The organism is Pseudomonas sp. GL_135 (assembly GCF_057834665.1).
The window spans coordinates 4,135,247-4,152,996 of sequence record NZ_CM174408.1; the positions used below are offsets into that span (position 1 = coordinate 4,135,247).

The 17,750-nt window shown below is 59.1% G+C and carries 16 protein-coding genes; 8 read left to right on the forward strand and 8 right to left on the reverse strand.

Annotated features, from left to right (window positions below; translation table 11 throughout):
• Positions 1-307 precede the first annotated feature (307 nt).
• From AC3ISG_RS18370 to AC3ISG_RS18385, 4 genes are all read left to right on the forward strand, one after another.
• Positions 308-2,080 carry an N-acetylglutaminylglutamine amidotransferase gene (locus tag AC3ISG_RS18370; RefSeq protein WP_122624610.1) on the forward strand — a complete coding sequence of 591 codons (1,773 nt, stop codon included), beginning with the start codon at positions 308-310 and terminating at the stop codon, positions 2,078-2,080.
• 3 nt (positions 2,081-2,083) lie between these two features.
• Complete coding sequence (gene ngg, locus AC3ISG_RS18375; RefSeq protein ID WP_489297636.1) at positions 2,084-3,832, forward strand: N-acetylglutaminylglutamine synthetase; 1,749 nt, start codon at positions 2,084-2,086, stop codon at positions 3,830-3,832.
• A 127-nt stretch (positions 3,833-3,959) separates the two neighbouring features.
• Positions 3,960-5,144 (forward strand): osmoprotectant NAGGN system M42 family peptidase, encoded by a 1,185-nt coding sequence (locus AC3ISG_RS18380; RefSeq protein WP_489297637.1) that lies wholly within the window; start codon positions 3,960-3,962, stop codon positions 5,142-5,144.
• Positions 5,145-5,208: 64 nt separating this feature from the next.
• Entirely contained in the window at positions 5,209-5,439 is a 231-nt protein-coding gene (locus AC3ISG_RS18385) for a YheU family protein (RefSeq protein ID WP_122537509.1), read from the forward strand.
• A 6-nt stretch (positions 5,440-5,445) separates the two neighbouring features.
• Here AC3ISG_RS18385 and csrA read toward each other — a convergent pair whose 3' ends face one another.
• The 3 genes from csrA to AC3ISG_RS18400 form a co-directional block, all read right to left on the reverse strand.
• Entirely contained in the window at positions 5,446-5,643 is a 198-nt protein-coding gene (gene csrA, locus AC3ISG_RS18390) for a carbon storage regulator CsrA (RefSeq protein ID WP_122624607.1), read from the reverse strand.
• 202 nt (positions 5,644-5,845) lie between these two features.
• Positions 5,846-6,178, reverse strand: a complete 333-nt coding sequence (locus tag AC3ISG_RS18395; protein WP_489297638.1) for a YnfA family protein — start codon at positions 6,176-6,178, stop codon at positions 5,846-5,848.
• A 77-nt stretch (positions 6,179-6,255) separates the two neighbouring features.
• Positions 6,256-7,062, reverse strand: coding sequence for an SDR family oxidoreductase (locus AC3ISG_RS18400; RefSeq protein ID WP_489297639.1), 807 nt, complete (start codon positions 7,060-7,062; stop codon positions 6,256-6,258).
• Positions 7,063-7,509: 447 nt separating this feature from the next.
• Between AC3ISG_RS18400 and AC3ISG_RS18405 the strand changes: the two genes are divergently transcribed.
• Positions 7,510-7,668 carry a DUF3309 family protein gene (locus AC3ISG_RS18405; protein WP_092410703.1) on the forward strand — a complete coding sequence of 53 codons (159 nt, stop codon included), beginning with the start codon at positions 7,510-7,512 and terminating at the stop codon, positions 7,666-7,668.
• Positions 7,669-8,269: 601 nt separating this feature from the next.
• On the opposite strand, the gene AC3ISG_RS18410 is transcribed toward AC3ISG_RS18405, so the two are convergent.
• From AC3ISG_RS18410 to AC3ISG_RS18425, 4 genes are all read right to left on the reverse strand, one after another.
• Positions 8,270-8,539 carry a hypothetical protein gene (locus AC3ISG_RS18410; RefSeq protein ID WP_163023149.1) on the reverse strand — a complete coding sequence of 90 codons (270 nt, stop codon included), beginning with the start codon at positions 8,537-8,539 and terminating at the stop codon, positions 8,270-8,272.
• Positions 8,540-9,252: 713 nt separating this feature from the next.
• Positions 9,253-10,911: a cation acetate symporter gene (locus AC3ISG_RS18415; RefSeq protein WP_489297640.1), complete on the reverse strand. Its 1,659-nt coding sequence runs from the start codon at positions 10,909-10,911 to the stop codon at positions 9,253-9,255.
• On the reverse strand, positions 10,908-11,219 hold the full coding sequence (locus AC3ISG_RS18420) for a DUF485 domain-containing protein (RefSeq protein ID WP_074890233.1): 312 nt from the start codon (positions 11,217-11,219) through the stop codon (positions 10,908-10,910). The genes AC3ISG_RS18415 and AC3ISG_RS18420 overlap by 4 nt, the downstream gene beginning before the upstream one ends.
• Before the next feature lie 220 nt (positions 11,220-11,439).
• Positions 11,440-12,297, reverse strand: a complete 858-nt coding sequence (locus tag AC3ISG_RS18425; RefSeq protein ID WP_489297641.1) for a glycine betaine ABC transporter substrate-binding protein — start codon at positions 12,295-12,297, stop codon at positions 11,440-11,442.
• 361 nt (positions 12,298-12,658) lie between these two features.
• On the opposite strand from AC3ISG_RS18425, the gene AC3ISG_RS18430 reads away from it, so the two are divergent.
• Positions 12,659-14,257, forward strand: coding sequence for a glycoside hydrolase family 17 protein (locus AC3ISG_RS18430; RefSeq protein WP_489297642.1), 1,599 nt, complete (start codon positions 12,659-12,661; stop codon positions 14,255-14,257).
• Positions 14,258-14,866: 609 nt separating this feature from the next.
• Here the strand turns inward: AC3ISG_RS18430 and AC3ISG_RS18435 are convergent.
• Complete coding sequence (locus AC3ISG_RS18435; protein ID WP_122537817.1) at positions 14,867-15,232, reverse strand: hypothetical protein; 366 nt, start codon at positions 15,230-15,232, stop codon at positions 14,867-14,869.
• A 221-nt stretch (positions 15,233-15,453) separates the two neighbouring features.
• Between AC3ISG_RS18435 and AC3ISG_RS18440 the strand changes: the two genes are divergently transcribed.
• Together AC3ISG_RS18440 and AC3ISG_RS18445 are read left to right on the forward strand one after the other, a co-directional pair.
• Positions 15,454-16,752, forward strand: a complete 1,299-nt coding sequence (locus tag AC3ISG_RS18440; RefSeq protein ID WP_065986875.1) for a serine/threonine protein kinase — start codon at positions 15,454-15,456, stop codon at positions 16,750-16,752.
• On the forward strand, positions 16,745-17,548 hold the full coding sequence (locus AC3ISG_RS18445) for an MlaA family lipoprotein (protein ID WP_205484474.1): 804 nt from the start codon (positions 16,745-16,747) through the stop codon (positions 17,546-17,548). Before AC3ISG_RS18440 ends, AC3ISG_RS18445 begins: the two co-directional genes overlap by 8 nt.
• Positions 17,549-17,750 lie beyond the last annotated feature (202 nt).

Below are 17,750 nucleotides of genomic sequence, written 5' to 3' on the forward strand. Positions count from 1 at the left end.
GTTTTTTTATTGAACGATCCACGCCTGCCTGCACTCGATAAAGCTAGGCCGCTGACGGCAGCGCGCCCTGATTATGTGTTCGCTTTTGAAGTAAGCGGGTTCACGTCAGGGTCTTATCCGCGCCGAAACAGGGCCGAAACGTTACTGGCTGAGTGCATTGCGCGAGCTTGGGATTAGACAGCGCAGGATGTACGCCACGCGCCACACGTACGCAACCATGCGCCTGATGTCCGGAATGAACCCGGCATTCACCGCCGCGCAATCCCGGTAACGCCAAACACGCCGAAACATAAAGGGTTTAGGACTGATGTGCGGATTAGCTGGCGAACTACGCTTTGACAATCAACCTGCGGATCTCGCCGCAGTAGAACGTATCACCCATCATCTTGCGGCCCGCGGCCCGGATGCGTGGGGTTTTCATAGCCAGGGGCCGATTGCCCTGGGCCACCGTCGTTTGAAAATCATGGACCTGTCGGACGGTTCGGCGCAGCCGATGATCGACAGCCACCTGGGCTTGTCCCTGGCTTTCAACGGCGCTATCTACAACTTCCCGGAACTGCGTGCCGAGCTTGAAAGCCTTGGCTACCAGTTCCACTCCGGCGGCGACACCGAAGTGCTGCTCAAGGGCTACCACGCCTGGGGCGCTGACATGTTGCCCAAGCTGAACGGCATGTTCGCGTTCGCCATCTGGGAGCGCGACAACAGAAGCTTGTTCATCGCCCGCGACCGTCTTGGCGTCAAGCCGCTGTATCTGTCGCGCACCGACAAGCGCCTGCGTTTCGCTTCCGCCCTGCCCGCCTTGCTGAAAGGCGGCGACATCAGCCCGATGCTCGACCCGGTCGCACTCAATCACTACCTGAATTTCCATGCCGTTGTGCCTGCGCCACGCACGTTGGTGGCCGGCATCGAGAAACTGCCACCGGCGTCCTGGATGCGCGTGAGTGCCGAGGGCAAGGTCGAGCAGAAGGTCTGGTGGACGCTGCCTTATGGCCCGCGCGCCGACGAAGCCAATCTGACCCTCGAAGACTGGCGCGACCGCGTGCTCGACAGCACCCGCGAAGCCGTTGCCATCCGTCAACGCGCTGCGGTGGACGTCGGCGTGCTGCTGTCCGGCGGCGTTGACTCGAGCATGCTCGTCGGCCTGCTGCGCGAAGTGGGCGTTAAGGATCTGTCTACCTTCTCCATCGGTTTCCAGGATGCGGGCGGCGAACGCGGTGACGAATTCCAGTATTCGGACCTGATCGCCAAACACTACGGCACCAACCACCATCAGCTGCGCATCAAGGAAAGCGAAATCATCGAGCAACTGCCCGCCGCATTTCGGGCAATGAGCGAGCCGATGGTCAGCCATGACTGCATCGCCTTCTACCTGCTGTCTCGGGAAGTGGCCAAGCACTGCAAAGTGGTTCAGAGCGGCCAAGGCGCGGACGAGTTGTTCGCCGGCTATCACTGGTACCCGCAAGTAGACGGCGCCAGCGATCCCTACGCTGCTTACCGCGATGCGTTCTTCGACCGCAGTTACGCCGAATATGCCGAGACCGTCGCGCCGAAGTGGTTGACCGCGAATGACGCCGCAGGCGATTTCGTGCGCGAGCATTTCGCGATGCCAGGTGCTGATGCGGCGGTGGACAAGGCCTTGCGACTGGACAGCACCGTCATGCTGGTGGATGACCCGGTCAAGCGCGTCGACAACATGACCATGGCCTGGGGACTCGAAGCCCGCACCCCGTTCCTCGACTATCGACTGGTCGAGCTGTCGGCTCGGGTCCCGGGACGCTTCAAATTGCCCGATGGCGGCAAACAAGTGCTCAAGGAAGCGGCTCGCCTGGTCATCCCGTCGGAAGTCATCGATCGCAAGAAAGGCTATTTCCCGGTGCCGGGACTCAAGCATCTGGAAGGCAATACGCTGAACTGGGTCCGCGATCTGCTGCTTGATCCCAGCCAGGACCGTGGCCTGTTCAACCCGGTCATGCTCGACAAACTGCTCACCGATCCGCAGGGTCAATTGACGCCACTGCGCGGCTCCAAGCTGTGGCAGCTCGCGGCGCTGAACCTGTGGCTCAGCGAACAAGGACTCTGACCGATGAAAGCCAACGCTTCGATCCACAACCAGCGTTTGCTACGCGGCCAGACGCCATCGTACGAGCGCTTGCAGGCTCGCCTAGCCGAGGACGGCAGCACGCCTGAGACAGAACCGCTGGCTCTGCATTGCGGCTGGGGACGGCTGCTGATTGGCCACACCTACCCGGACCCTGCGTCCCTGGCGCAGGAGCTGCTCAACGAAAAACAGGGTGAGCGCGACATCGCCCTGTATGTCGCCGCACCGCAGCAGGTGCTGGCGCAATCGCCGCAACAGTTGTTTCTCGATCCATCAGACACCTTGCGTTTGTGGTTCAGCGATTACCGCCCCGCCCAGCGCGTGTTTCGTGGGTTCAGGATTCGCAGAGCGCAAAGCGAAGGTGACTGGACCGCGATCAACAATCTGTACATCGCCCGTGGCATGTTGCCCATCGACCCTGCCCTGCTGACGCCTCGGCACCAGGGTGGCCCGGTTTACTGGATCGCTGAAGACGAGACCACTAACGCCGTGATCGGCAGCGTGATGGGCCTGAATCACCAAAAGGCTTTCAACGATCCCGAAAACGGCAGCAGCCTGTGGTGCCTGGCGGTTGATCCGCAATGCACACGGCCTGGCGTCGGCGAAGTGCTGGTGCGTCATTTGGTCGAGCACTTCCAGAGCCGGGGCCTGGCGTACCTGGATCTGTCGGTGCTGCATGACAACGAACAAGCAAAAAGCCTGTACGCCAAGCTGGGCTTCCGCAATCTGCCGACCTTCGCCATCAAGCGCAAAAACGGCATCAACGAAAAGCTGTTTCTCGGCCCCGGCCCACAGGCAGACTTCAACCCCTACGCGCGGATCATCGTCGAAGAAGCCCATCGTCGTGGCATCGAGGTGCAGGTGGATGACGCCGAGGCCGGACTGTTCACGCTGATCCATGGCAGTCGCCGTGTGCGCTGCCGTGAGTCGTTGAGCGATCTGACCACCGCCGTCAGCATGACGCTGTGCCAGGACAAGCGCATGACCCAGAAGACGCTGAAGGCGGCGGGGCTGGAAGTACCGGTGCAGCAATTGGCGGGTAACGGTGACGACAACCTGGCGTTTCTGGAAGAACACCAGCGCGTCGTGGTCAAGCCGGTTGACGGCGAGCAGGGTCAGGGCGTGGCCGTGGACCTGCGCACCATCGAGGACGTCCAGGCGGCGGTCGAGCGTGCCCGCCAGTTCGACAGCCGCGTGCTGCTCGAGAGTTTTCATGAAGGCTTGGACCTGCGCATCGTCGTGATCGGTTTTGAGGTGGTGGCAGCGGCCATCCGCCGTCCTGCCGAGATCATTGGCGATGGCCGTCACACCGTGGGCCAGTTGATCGAAGCGCAAAGCCGTCGTCGGTCCGCAGCCACGGGCGGCGAGAGCAAGATTCCAGTGGACGACGAAACCCATCGCACCGTTGAAGAAGCGGGTTTCAGCTTTGACAGTGTGTTACCGACCGATCAGCGGCTGGCCGTGCGCCGTACCGCGAACCTGCACACCGGCGGCTGCCTGGAAGACGTCACCGCGATTCTTCACCCGGTACTGAAGGACGCCGCCATACGAGCCGCACGCGCCCTCGACATCCCGGTGGTCGGCCTGGACCTGATGGTCCCGGCAGCTGATCAGCCGGAGTATGTGTTTATCGAAGCGAACGAGCGCTGCGGCCTGGCCAATCATGAGCCACAACCGACGGCCGAGCGTTTCGTCGATCTGTTGTTTCCCCACAGCCAGCCTGCTCATGGCTAAGGCGAAATCCCTGTAGCAGTGCGCGTGCCCGCAACCAGTCCGGTATGACGACGAATGCGTCGCCGCCGGACCGGTACCGCGAGCGACTCCGCTATCAGGTTAATTTGCGCCACACAAAGAGGTCCCTATGACGACTGCAACCCTCCTTGAACCGGATCTGAATTACCTGCAGAAAGTCCTGCTGGAAATGCTCGCCATCCCGAGCCCGACCGGGTTTACCGACACCATCGTGCGCTACGTCGCCGAGCGCCTTGAAGAACTGGGCATCCCGTTCGAACTGACCCGTCGCGGCACCATCCGCGCCACGCTGAAAGGCAAACAGAACAGCCCCGACCGCGCCGTTTCCGCGCACCTGGACACCATCGGCGCCAGCGTTCGAGAGGTCAAAGACAACGGCCGTTTGGGCCTGGCCCCGGTCGGTTGCTGGTCGAGCCGTTTTGCCGAAGGCAGTCGCGTCAGCGTATTCACCGACACTGGCGTGATTCGCGGCAGCGTGCTGCCGTTGATGGCTTCCGGGCACGCTTTCAACACGGCCGTCGACACCATGCCCATCAGTTGGGACCACGTTGAAGTGCGCCTGGACGCCTACAGCGCCACTCGCGCGGACTGCGAATCGGTGGGCATCAACATCGGCGATTTCGTGGCGTTTGACCCGTTGCCCGAATTCACCGACAGCGGCCACATCAGCGCTCGCCATCTGGACGACAAGGCCGGCGTCGCCGCTCTGCTGGCAGCCCTCAAAGCCATCATCGACAGCGGCGTCGAGCCCCTGATCGATTGCCACCCGCTGTTCACCATTACCGAAGAAACCGGCAGCGGTGCTGCGGGAAGTCTGCCGTGGGACGTCAGCGAGTTCGTGGGGATCGACATCGCGCCTGTCGCGCCCGGCCAGCACTCGAGCGAACACGCGGTCAGCGTGGCGATGCAGGATTCCGGCGGCCCGTATGACTATCACTTGTCGCGACATCTGTTGCGCCTGGGCGAGCAAAACGATCTGTCCGTGCGCCGCGACCTGTTCCGCTATTACTACAGCGACGCGCACTCGGCGATCACTGCCGGTTACGACACGCGCACGGCCCTTCTGGCTTTCGGTTGCGACGCGACCCATGGCTATGAACGCACACACATCGACAGCTTGAACACGCTGAGCCGTCTGCTCACCGCCTACATCATGAGCCCGCCGGTGTTCGCCAGCGATGCGCATCCGTCCAATGCGTCTCTGGAGAATTTCAGCCATCAGCTGGAGCATGACGCGCAAATGGAAAGCGACACCCGTGTGCCGTCGGTGGATACATTGGTGGGGCAGCGCTAGCCTGCCCGCACGGGGCGCGATAGCATCGCCGCCCCGTGTATATTTTGTGATGGCCGAGAAACCTATGCTGATCCCTTACGACCAACTCGAAGCCGACACGCTGACGCGCCTGATCGAGGACTTCGTGACCCGCGACGGTACTGACAACGGGGATGACACTCCCCTTGAAACCCGCGTATTACGGGTACGTCATGCGCTAAGCAAAGGTCAGGCGGTGATTTTCTTCGACATGGACAGCCAGCAATGTCAGCTGATGCTCAAGCGCGAAGTGCCGAAGGAATATTTCGAGGAATAAAGGGACTTACCTCTCCGGCGAGCGGTTGGCGAGTTGTTGCAGCCGTGAGGCGATTCTTCGGAACACCTCTGTGCGGTGAATCCTAATATGCCGCGGCGCATCGATTCCCAGCCGGACCTGATTGCCGGTGATGCCCAGCACCTTCACGGTAATGTCATCGCCAATGTTGAAGGTCTCTCCGATTTCCCGCGTCAATACCAGCATACGTCCTACTCCTTGGCTATAACCGAGGGAGCAGGTTGACGCTCACACCCCGGCGCTTCAATGCGCCAGAGCAAAATCAGTAACGTCCTTCAATCCTTCAAGACCACGGCTGACAGACGCGTCCTACGCGCCCGACCATTTCCGGCCTGCACCTCAGAGAAAGGTCCGGCAGACGCCAGTTTTTTCACTGCGGCCGGGAAGATCAGGCGGCTGACCAGCGCGGGCCGAACAGAATGATGGTTGCGCCCATCACGCATAAGCCAACGCCGATCCAGTCAGACATCAGCGGTCGCACACGCTCGATAACGCCTAGCCAGGTAATGGAGGCAATGATGTAGATGCCGCCGTATGCCGCATAGGCGCGGCCGGCGTAAGTGGCTTCAATTCGAGTCAACAGCACGGCAAACAGCGTCAGGCTGATCAGCGCCGGCAGAGCCCACAGTGCGCTCTTGCCTTGACGCAACCACATCCAGAAGGCGTAACAACCGGCTATTTCGAACAGCGCGGCAAGAAAAAACCAGAGGTAATTGAGCACGATGAGCCTCGTCCAGGGCAGCCGGAAAGTGCCGGCAACCCTATCAGAAAAGAGCCTGGGGAATGTCTGACTCCGCTTCAGGCCTTCGCCTTGGCACGCATCTTTTCCGCCATGTTGGCCATCTCGTCGTACAGCAACTGTGGATTTTTCTGTTTGAGCTGCCAGGCCATTCGACCTTGGTCATGGGGCAGGATCATGAATTCACCGCTGGCGACCTGCTGGTAGATGTAGTCGGCGATGTCCTTCGCGCTGATAGGCGAACTCTCCAGCAGCTTGCCGACCTGGGCTTTCATCGCCGGCGTGGGGCCTCGGAAGGAATCAAGCAGGTTGGTCTGGAAGAAGGAGGGACACACGACATGCACACCGATTTCCTGCTGGCGCAGCTCGATCAGCAGGCTCTCGGACAGCGCCACCACACCCGCTTTGGCGACGTTGTAATTGCTCATCGCCGGCCCCTGCATCAACGCCGCCATGGAGGCGATGTTGATGATCTTGCCTTTGCTCTGTTCCAGCAGCGGCAAAAACGCCTTGCAGCCTTTGACGACGCCCATCAGGTTGATTGCGATCTGCCAATCCCAATCCTCAAGGGACAGTTCGCCAAAGAAGCCGCCTGAGGCGACGCCGGCGTTATTGACGATCACGTCGATGCCGCCGAATTTCTGTTCGCAGGCCTGGGCGAAAGCGGTGAGCTGGCTGTAGTCCCGAACGTCACAGCGCTGAACAAACCCATCCCCTCCCGCCTCCCGCACCAGGCGCAGGGTTTCCTGAAGGCCGCTGTCGCTGACATCCGACAGCGCCAGCTGCCAACCTTCGCGCGCCCAGCGCAGCGCGATCTCACGTCCCAGCCCGGACCCTGCGCCGGTAATCATGATGCGATTGTGCATAGCAGACGCCTTGTCGATTACGAAGAAGTGGCTAGAGTGTAAACAGGAGGATTGTCCGACAAACCCTTCATCAGATCGCTGAATATGGGACGCAAACCGGTGCTTTGGGTGTTAATCACTCTTTTGGGTGTATTGGGCCGATGATTATTTGCGGGACACACTCTAATGTCGAATCCGGCGACCTATTAGTTACTGCTTGGTTCCACACTAAGCGAGGTACTTTTCGCACGTTTTTTACGTCAGAGCTTTAAGCGATCATGGTGACTTTTAAACACCCAAGCATTTGATTCGAATGGTATTTTCTGGAGGTGTTAATTTTTATTTCTGCGTTCCAGAACCTTTTGATTACTGCGGCAGTCGGATTCATCAAGCAGCACAATGATTAGCCGTAGTGGCAACCTCTTGAACTGCATAGCCATCTTCCAAGAACACTAGAAGGAACTCGTCATGGGCATCGGCACAATTCTGATCATCATCCTCATCCTGCTGTTGATCGGTGGACTCCCGGTATTTCCGCACTCCCGGAGCTGGGGCTACGGTCCGTCGGGCATTATCGGTACGATTCTGGTGATCCTGCTGATATTGGTGTTGCTGGGCAGGATTTAACTGCTAAAGCTGCCATAAAAAAGAACCGCGCTTAGGCGCGGTTTTTTTATGGGCTTATGGAAGCGGTTCTGCTGGAGCAGAACTGTTTCGCCTTCGGCGAGTTACTTGGAAAAGTCGAAAGTCGCACCATCCCCAAGTAACCAAGGGTGCTTGCTCTCGGTTAGGCCCGACTTCGTCGGGTTCCTTCACTCCGGTCCCGCTCCGTGGGCCCGCGCCGAACGGGCATCCACGCCCTGACGGCGCTCTCGCCGCATCCCTGCGGCTCGGCCCACTGCGCGAGACCTGCGTTCAGCCTGCACCCAAGTCGCGATTGGCGGTGTTTGGGCTTTTTGCGTTTGAAGATCAAAAGCAGATCAAGAGCTCTCGGCTGAAACCGGTCCTACAGACGCCGCCGCAATTCTACTGACTTCACGCATTGCTTTTAGTGGGACCGGCTTTAGCCGGGAAGGGGCCGGTTTGAACACCGTAATTTCTAAACGTGCGTTAACCCATCAGCGGCTGCGACTGGGCGTGGAGGAAATCAGCGGGAGGGAGGATTTACAGCAACCGAACAGGACGTTCTGAGGAAGCTAGGGCGTAACGCCCTAGCAGATAGCGGGCATCACTTTTTCTTTTTTGCAGGCTTTTCAGCCTTTTCTGCCTTATCTGATTTCTTGGCCTTCTCTGGCTTGCTATCAGCTTTCTTTGCAGCTTTCTTTGGCTCAGCTGCTTTCTTGGTGTCTTTCTTGGTGTCTTTCTTTTCGGAAGACTTCGAAAGAGCCGATGCCGCCGCTGATTTCTTTTCTGGTGAGGACTTTTTGTCTTTCAAGTCCTTGCTGGCTTTCGAAGCTTCGCCTTTGGTTTTCTTGTCGTCTTTAGCCACGTTAACCACCTCTCAAAGAGTGCCGGTATTAGCACAAGGCCTGTGGGAATCTCCACACGCTGATCATTAGGCGAAGCGGCTTGAAAGCGGTTCAATCTTTTTAAGCACTGAACGCAAAAATGACATCTGCATCAGATTGGTCAGCGCCTGCACCGTCCCCTTCGAGCGGGATGACCATAATCCGGGGACAGATTCATTTACGGTGAAGCACCGAACGCAAAAATGACATCTGCCTCAGATTCAACCGCGCCTGAACTGGCCCCTTCCCGGCTAAAGCCGGTCCTACAACGGCAGCGCGTGCAGTCAGTGAGGCCAGCGGCGCTCCCCCCTGTAGGACCGGCTTCAGCCGGGAAGCTTTCGATTTGCTTTTGCTTTTGATCTTCTACGCAGAAAATCCAGACGACACCGAACGCGACTTGGGTGCAGGCTGAACGCAGGTCTTGCGGAGTGGGCCGAGCCGCAGGGATGCGGCGAGAGCGCCGTCAGGACATGGATGTCCGTTCGGCGCGGGCCCACGGAGCAAGACCGGAGTGAAGGAACCCCAAGGGACGAGGGGCCCAACCAGGAGCAAAAGCCCTTGGTTACTTGGGGCTTTATCAAGTAACTCGCCGAAGGCGAAACAGTCTGCCCCTAGGCAGACGCTCTTGATCTTGATCTTAAGCGCTTTTAAAACAAAAACGCCCCGAATAATCGGGGCGTTTCCAAAACAACGCTACCTCAGATCAATGCGACACCGCACCGCTGGCACCCAGGCCCGTCTGCGAACGCACAAACTGCGGGAAGAACAACGCACGCTCACCTTCCGCCGCCTTCGACTTATCGATGATCGAGAAAAACCAGATCCCGACAAACGCAATCGCAATCGAAAACAACGCCGGATACTCGTACGGGAAAATCGCCTTCTCATGATGCAGAATCTGCACCCAAATCGTTGGGCCCAGAATCATCAACACCACGGCACTGATCAAGCCCATCCAGCCGCCAATCATCGCGCCGCGGGTGGTCAGGTTCTTCCAGTACATCGAAAGCAACAACACCGGGAAGTTACAGCTCGCCGCAATCGAGAATGCCAGGCCCACCATGAACGCAATGTTCTGACTCTCGAACGCGATACCCAACAGGATCGCCACCACCGCCAACGCCACCGTGGTGTACTTCGACACACGGATCTCGTCTTTCTCGTTGGCCTTGCCCGCCTTGATCACACTGGCATACAAGTCGTGGGACACCGCCGAAGCACCGGCCAATGTCAGACCTGCCACCACCGCCAGGATGGTCGCGAACGCCACCGCCGAGATAAAGCCCAGGAACAGGCTGCCACCAACCGCATCGGCCAGGTGAACCGCTGCCATGTTGTTGCCGCCGAGCAGCGCGCCCGCCGCGTCCTTGAACGCCGGATTGGTGCTGACCAAGAGGATCGCGCCAAAACCGATGATGAAGGTCAGGATGTAGAAGTAGCCGATGAAACCGGTCGCGTAGAGCACCGACTTACGGGCTTCCTTCGCATCACTCACGGTGAAGAAGCGCATCAGAATGTGTGGCAGGCCCGCGGTGCCGAACATCAGCGCCAGACCCAGGGAGAACGCCGAGATCGGGTCTTTCACCAAGCCGCCCGGGCTCATGATCGCCTCACCTTTCGGGTGAACCTTCACAGCCTCGGAGAACAGCACGTTGAAGTCGAAGTTGACGTGCTTCATCACCATCAACGCCATGAACGACGCGCCGGAGAGCAGCATCACCGCCTTGATGATCTGTACCCATGTGGTCGCCAGCATGCCGCCGAACAGAACGTACAGGCACATCAGAATACCAACGAGCACCACCGCCACCGCATAGTCCAGGCCGAACAGCAACTGGATCAGCTTGCCGGCGCCGACCATCTGCGCGATCAGGTAGAACGCCACCACCACCAGCGAACCGCAGGCGGACAAGGTACGGATTTCCTTCTGCTTGAGGCGATAGGACGCCACGTCAGCGAAGGTGTACTTGCCCAGGTTACGCAGGCGCTCGGCGATCAGGAACAGGATGATCGGCCAGCCCACGAGGAAGCCGATGGAGTAGATCAGACCGTCGTAGCCGGAGGTGTACACCAGCGCGGAAATCCCCAGGAAAGACGCCGCCGACATGTAGTCACCGGCAATGGCCAGACCGTTCTGGAAACCGGTGATCTTGCCGCCTGCCGAGTAATAGTCCGACGCTGTCTTGTTCTTTTTCGACGCCCAGTACGTGATGTAAAGCGTGAACCCGACGAAGACCACAAACATGATGATCGCCGACACATTCAACGGTTGCTTCTGTACCGCACCGGTCAGCGCGTCGGCTGCCCAGAGTGTCGGTGCGAAAGCGGCAAGGCCGAAGGCCGCAAGCAAGCGCCGGATCATTGCTGCGCCTCCTTCAGGATGGCGTTGTTCAGGTCATCGAATTCACCGTTTGCGCGGCGAACATAGATGGCGGTCAGAACAAACGCGGACACAATCAGCCCGACGCCGATCGGCATTCCCCAGGTGATGGTTGATGTGGCGCTGATTTTGGCGCCGAGAATCTGAGGCCCATACGCAATCAGAAGGATGAATGCGGCATAGAGCCCAAGCATGATTGCCGAGAGAATCCAGGCGAATCGTTCCCTTTTCGAGACCAGCTCCTTGAAGCGCGGGCTGTTCTGAATCGAGAGGTAAATGCTGTCGTTCATTGTTTTTGTCCTCGCAGCACAGATGGATGTCACGGTTTGCACTTTAGTCCGCTCTGCGTTGCACTCCAGACGACCTTAGTATTAGAACGACATTAGTTGATGTTCGAGGGATTGCCTCTTTTAACCGCGGTTGAGTGCGCCTACAGGTAGCGGCAATAAAAAAACCGCCGGGCGATGACTCGCCAGGCGGTTTGATAAGACGTTAAATCTTTGTGACGGATTACTTACCGGTCCACTCTTTCACGCGATCCGGGTGCTTCGCGACCCAGTCCTTGGCCGCAGCCTCAGGCTTGGCGCCGTCCTGGATGGCGAGCATGACTTCGCCGATTTCATCCTTGTTGGCCCACTGGAATTTCTTCAGGAAATCCGCAACGTCAGGGGCCTTTGTCGCCAGATCCAGGCTACCGATGTTGTCGACGGTTTCAGCCGCACCGTAAACGCCCTTCGGGTCTTCCAGGAATTTGAGCTTCCATTTCGCGAACATCCAGTGCGGTACCCAGCCGGTCACGGCAATGGATTCTTTCTTGTTCTCGGCGCGGGTCAGCTCGGCAATCATGCCGGCGCCGGAACTGGCCTGCAGCTTGTAACCGTCGAGACCGTAATCCTTGATCGCCTGATCGGTCTTGATCATCACGCCTGAACCGGCATCGATGCCGACGATTTTCTTCTTGAAGGATTCGTCGGTCTTGAGGTCCGCCACCGAGTTGGCTTTCACGTACTCAGGCACGATCAGGCCGATCTTTGCGTCCTTGAAGTTGGGGCCGTAGTCGGTGACCTTGTCCTTGTTCTTGGTCCAGTACTCGCCGTGGGTGACGGGCAGCCAGGCAGACAGGATCATGTCCAGCTTTCCGGTCGCGACGCCCTGCCACATGATCCCGGCGGCAACGGCCTGCAGCTTCACCGGATAGCCGAGTTTCTGCTTGATCACCTCGGCGGCGACGTTGGTGGTGGCAACACTGTCGGACCAGCCATCGACGTAACCGATGCTCAGCTCGGGTTTGGCGTCGGCATGGGCCAGCGTGGAACTGATGGCCAGTGCCAGCGCGGCACCGACACCCAGGATTTTTCGCATCGTCATTTTCACTTCCCCGGTAGTCCAGAGCCCGACAGCGGTCGGGCGTCGTTAACGTTCTTATAACGTCGCACTTGCGCCCTGGTTCGGGGCAAGCCACGCGTTTCACGCTTCCACCACGTGCCTGCGCAGACGCAATCGCTGCGTGGACGATTGATCATCAACCCCCATACACCTTGTGCCTTTCCTGCCAGCGACACCCAGCCACCCGGTAAACGACATCACCGGGCCATCAACGACAGACAGGTCGTAAAGAGGCTAGCGGCTCGTCCGGAAATTGCATGGTTTACGAAAGCGCTGAGAGGATGAGGTGTGTAGCGGCATCATCTTGCTAATATGCCGCCCTTCGCCCCACTTCGGCCCCATCATGTCCGCAACCTCCCGCTCGCCTGTCGTCCTTTATCTGTTCTCCTGTGTGATTGCCCTGCTTGGCCTGTGCGGCTATTGGTACTGGCTGGGCAAGCCTGTGATTCTGCCGGACGCCGCCACGCCGACCCACAAACTGCAATGCGCGTCCTACACGCCGTTCGACAAAGACCAGTCCCCGTTCGACCAGCCCTTCACCCTGCGCCCCGCGCGGATGGACGCTGACCTGGCGCTGCTGGCGACGCGCTTCGACTGCGTGCGCACCTATTCAATGACCGGCATGGAGGCGATTCCCGACATCGCTCGCAAGTACGGCCTCAAGCTGATGCTCGGTGCCTGGGTCAACGGCAACCCGGTCGACACCGCCAAGGAAATCAAGGCACTGGTGACGGCCGCGAATACCCACCCGGATGTGGTGACGGCGGTGATCGTCGGTAACGAGAGCCTGTTGCGCAAGGAAGTCACCGGCGCTCAACTGGCCACGCTGATTCGTCAGGTGAAGGCGCAGGTCAAGCAGCCGGTCACTTATGCAGACGTCTGGGAATACTGGCTCCAATACCCGGAAGTCGCGCCGACTGTGGATTTCCTGACGATCCATCTGCTGCCGTACTGGGAAGACGATCCCACCGGCATCGACAAGGCCCTGGCCCACGTCGCGCAGATCCGTGAAACGTTCGGCAAGCAATTCGCGCCCAAGGACATTCTCATCGGCGAGACCGGCTGGCCCAGCGAAGGCCGTCAGCGTGAAACCGCGCTGCCCAGCCGGGTCAACGAAGCCAGGTTCATTCGCAGTTTTGTCGCGATGGCCGAGCAACACGGCTGGCATTACAACCTGATCGAGGCGTTCGACCAGCCGTGGAAGCGCCAGTCCGAGGGCGCAGTGGGCGGTTATTGGGGGCTGTTCGATGCCGATCGCCAGGACAAGGGCGTGTTGGCCGGACCGGTGTCGAACCTGCCGATGTGGCCATTCTGGCTGACGGTCAGTGGCGCGATCGCCGTGATGGCGCTGGCGTGGGCGGGTCGTGTCAGTCAAGCACGCAGCGCGCTGATGCTGCCGTTGCTGGCAGCGTTCGCCGGTTGCTGCATCGGCACCTGGGGTGAACTGGCCCGGGTGACCAGCCGCTTCGCCGGTGAATACCTGTGGGCAGTGGCCCTGGTGGTGCTGAATCTGCTGGTGCTCGCCCACGCAGCGCTGGCATTGTCAGCCCGCGCAGGCTGGCGCGAACGCGTGTTCGCCTGGCTGGACGCACGGGCCGGTTGGTGGTTGTACGCCAGCGGCTTCGCAGCGGCGGTGATGATGCTGGCGATGGTCTTTGATCCGCGCTACCGCAGCTTCGCGACGGCAACGTTGTGGGTGCCGGCGCTGGTCTACCTGATCCGGCCGGCGGCGGCACCGCGCCGAGAGATCGGTTTGCTGATGTTCATCGTCGGCGCCGGCATCGTGCCGCAGCTGTTTCGCGAAGGCTTGAGCAATCCCCAGGCCTGGGCGTGGGCGGCCGTGAGTGTGCTAATGGCGCTGGCACTGTGGCGCAGCGTGCGCATTGGCGCACCTGTAAACGCGCGGAGCACTGCGCAGCAGAGCACCGTTGACGCTGTGTAGCCAATGCTGTGTAACCGAGTGTGCGTTGGGACGGATACATTGTGTTACCGCCGAGGGACTGAAAGGCTCGAAGGCGGGTAACACGGAAACAAAAATCCGTTACTCAGGAGGGGTGCCAGTTGATCGGAATCTGCAAGGCCTTGATTTATAAGGCATTGCAAAAGTTGGCACGCACCCTGCTATATCTCCTGCATAACAAGAACAAAATGTGAAAACCCAATAAAAATAAGATGAATCGGCTCTGACATAACAAGAACAACGGCACAGAGACGCAGCCAACAGATTTTTTTGGAGTAGAAACGCTTTACTGAGGCTTAGGCCTCGCAGCCCGACCGAGAATAATAAAACTACCCTCAGGTAGCGGCCAGAACGGGTTGGATCACCTCTCGCAGAAGAGGAATCAAAGCAGGTCAGCGCTCAAAAAAATACGTTTGCTCTTGTATCCCGTATGGGGATCACCGAAGACGCTGTAGAGGGACCGGTTGCCAATAACAACAACAGACCGCCCTACAACAATAAGAAAGAGCACGTGCAACGATTTAAAGGGGAGCCTCGGCTCCCCTTTATGCTGTCTGGCGTTTGGCTTTTGAAGCCATGCCCGCAGTGACGTTAAGCACGTTGATCGCGCACCAGCCGCAATCCGGCAATCACCACCGCGAACACCGCCAAGCTGGCCGTATACAGCACCAGCGCCAATATCCCCAGCAGTAAGCCGACCACTGCAAGCGCTCGACCGACCTGACGCGGAATAAAGAACGCGACCAGCGCCGTGATCAGCGCGCCCCACCCGAACACACCGAAGTGAATCCACAGGCCCAGATTGGAGCGCAACTGGCACTGCCATTTCGACGACTCGTCCGCACAGATTCCTACCCACTGCACGTCCTCCATCAGGCCGTAACGCAAGCCGTAACTGACGGCGAGCCACAGCGCCAGAATCAAAAACAGCACCACCAACGGCAGACGACGGGACACGACACACTCCAGAAAATAACCAACGGCGCGCAGCATAGCCGCAGCGGCACGGGCAAAACCATACGGGCAATAAAAAGCACGAGCGGACAGGTCAGAAGTGCCATAACCTGTATCGTCGAAGAGGGTCATGCGAGAGTCGCTTGCCGTCACGGCACTTTGGCACTACACCCGTGTCATAGCCTGCGTATTTCAACAGCACATCATTCCCAAGGGATTCAGTCATGCTTCGTTTTCTGCGCCTCGCCGCCTTATCAGGCGGCCTGTTTTTGAGTGCGTCCGTGATGGCGGTCGATATCGATCCGTCCAGCTATGGCTTCCCCTTGACCAATCCGTTCGAAGCGACCATCGCCACGACCCCACCGGATTTGCGTGCCAAGGTGCCTGAAGACGCCGACATCGATCAGGACGATTACAGCCTCACCATGCGCCCGGAGCGTGAGTTCACACTGCCGGACAACTTCTGGGCCGTGAAAAAACTGCGTTACCGCCTCGCCAAACAAGACCACCCTGCGCCGCTGATCTTCCTGATCGCCGGCACCGGCGCGCCGTATAACAGCACCCTGAATGAATACCTGAAGAAGCTTTATTACGGCGCGGGTTACAACGTCGTACAGCTTTCGTCGCCGACCAGTTATGACTTCATGAGCGCCGCCTCGCGTTTCGCCACCCCTGGCGTGACCAAGGAAGACGCCGAAGACTTGTACCGCGTCATGCAGGCCGTTCGCGCCCAACAGTCGAAACTGCAGGTCACCGAGTATTACCTGACCGGTTACAGCCTTGGCGCGCTGGATGCGGCCTTCGTCAGCAAACTCGACGAAACCCGCCGCAGCTTCAATTTCAAGAAAGTGCTGCTGATCAACCCGCCGGTGAACCTCTACACCTCGATCACCAACCTCGACAAGATGGTGCAGACCGACGTTAAAGGCATCACCAACAGCACCACCTTCTATGAACTGGTGCTACAGAAGCTGACCCGTTACTTCCGCGAGAAAGGCTACATCGACCTGAACGATGCGCTGCTGTATGACTTCCAGCAGTCCAAGCAGCACCTGTCCAATGAACAGATGGCCATGCTGATCGGCACCTCGTTCCGTTTCTCCGCCGCCGACATCGCGTTCACCTCCGACCTGATCAACCGTCGCGGCCTGATTACTCCGCCGAAGACCCCGATCAGTGAAGGCACCAGCCTGACGCCGTTCCTCAAGCGCGCGCTGCAATGCGATTTCGATTGCTACGTGACCGAGCAGGTCATCCCGATGTGGCGTGCCCGCACCGACGGCGGCAGCCTCTTGCAACTGGTTGATCAGGTCAGCCTGTACGCGCTGAAGGATTACCTGGCCAGCAGCAAGAAGATCGCGGTGATGCACAACGCCGACGACGTGATCCTCGGCCCGGGCGACCTCGGTTTCCTGCGCAAGACTTTTGGCGATCGCCTGACCGTTTACCCTTACGGCGGTCACTGCGGCAACATGAACTATCGCGTCAACAGCGACGCCATGCTGGAGTTTTTCCGTGGCTAAACGTCTATTGCTTATCGCCGCCCTCCTCTGCGCTGGCGCCGTCCACGCGGCCGACGCGCCGATCATTTCCCAGGCAGCCCCGGTCCAACGCATCGATAACCCTGACGGGTTCACCGAGCCTTTGAAGTCGCTGAAATTCAACCCGGGGCTGGATGCTCAGGAGTTCGAGCGCTCGTCGCTGAACGCGCTGAATGTCTACGACCCTCTGGAATCCTGGAACCGCCGGGTCTACCACTTCAACTATCGCTTCGATGAGTGGGTGTTCCTGCCGGTGGTCAACGGCTACAAATACATAACACCGAGCTTCGTGCGTACCGGCGTCAGCAACTTCTTCGGCAACCTGGGCGATGTGCCGAACCTGCTGAACAGCCTCCTGCAGTTCAAGGGCAAGCGTTCGATGGAAACCACCGGCCGCCTGATCGTCAACACCACCCTGGGCATTGCCGGGCTGTGGGACCCGGCCACCCTGATGGGTCTGAAGAAGCAGAGCGAAGACTTCGGTCAGACCCTGGGTTTCTATGGCGTACCGGCCGGCCCGTACCTGGTGCTGCCGATCCTCGGTCCATCGAACCTGCGTGACACCGGCGGCCTGGTCTTCGACTTCACCGCTGAATCGCAGATCAACTTCCTCAACGTCGCCCAAGTCAGCGAAGACCACCCTGAGTTGTACCTGCTGCGGGCCATCGACCGTCGCTACACCACCAGCTTCCGCTACGGTCAGATGGATTCGCCGTTCGAGTACGAGAAAGTCCGTTACGTGTACACCGAAGCCCGCAAGCTGCAGGTGTCCGAGTAACGTGATCTGAAAGCTGCCGGCACTGCTGGCACTGCTGGCACTGCTGGCAGGGATCTTGTGGGAGTGAGCTTGCTCACGAAGACGTTATTACGGCCGCTGGAGATCTGGCGGCTATAAACACCTATTCGCGAGCAAGCTCGCTCCCACACTTCGCCCAGACCCATCGCCAAACCCGATCATTCCCCCGCAAAAACGTCACCCA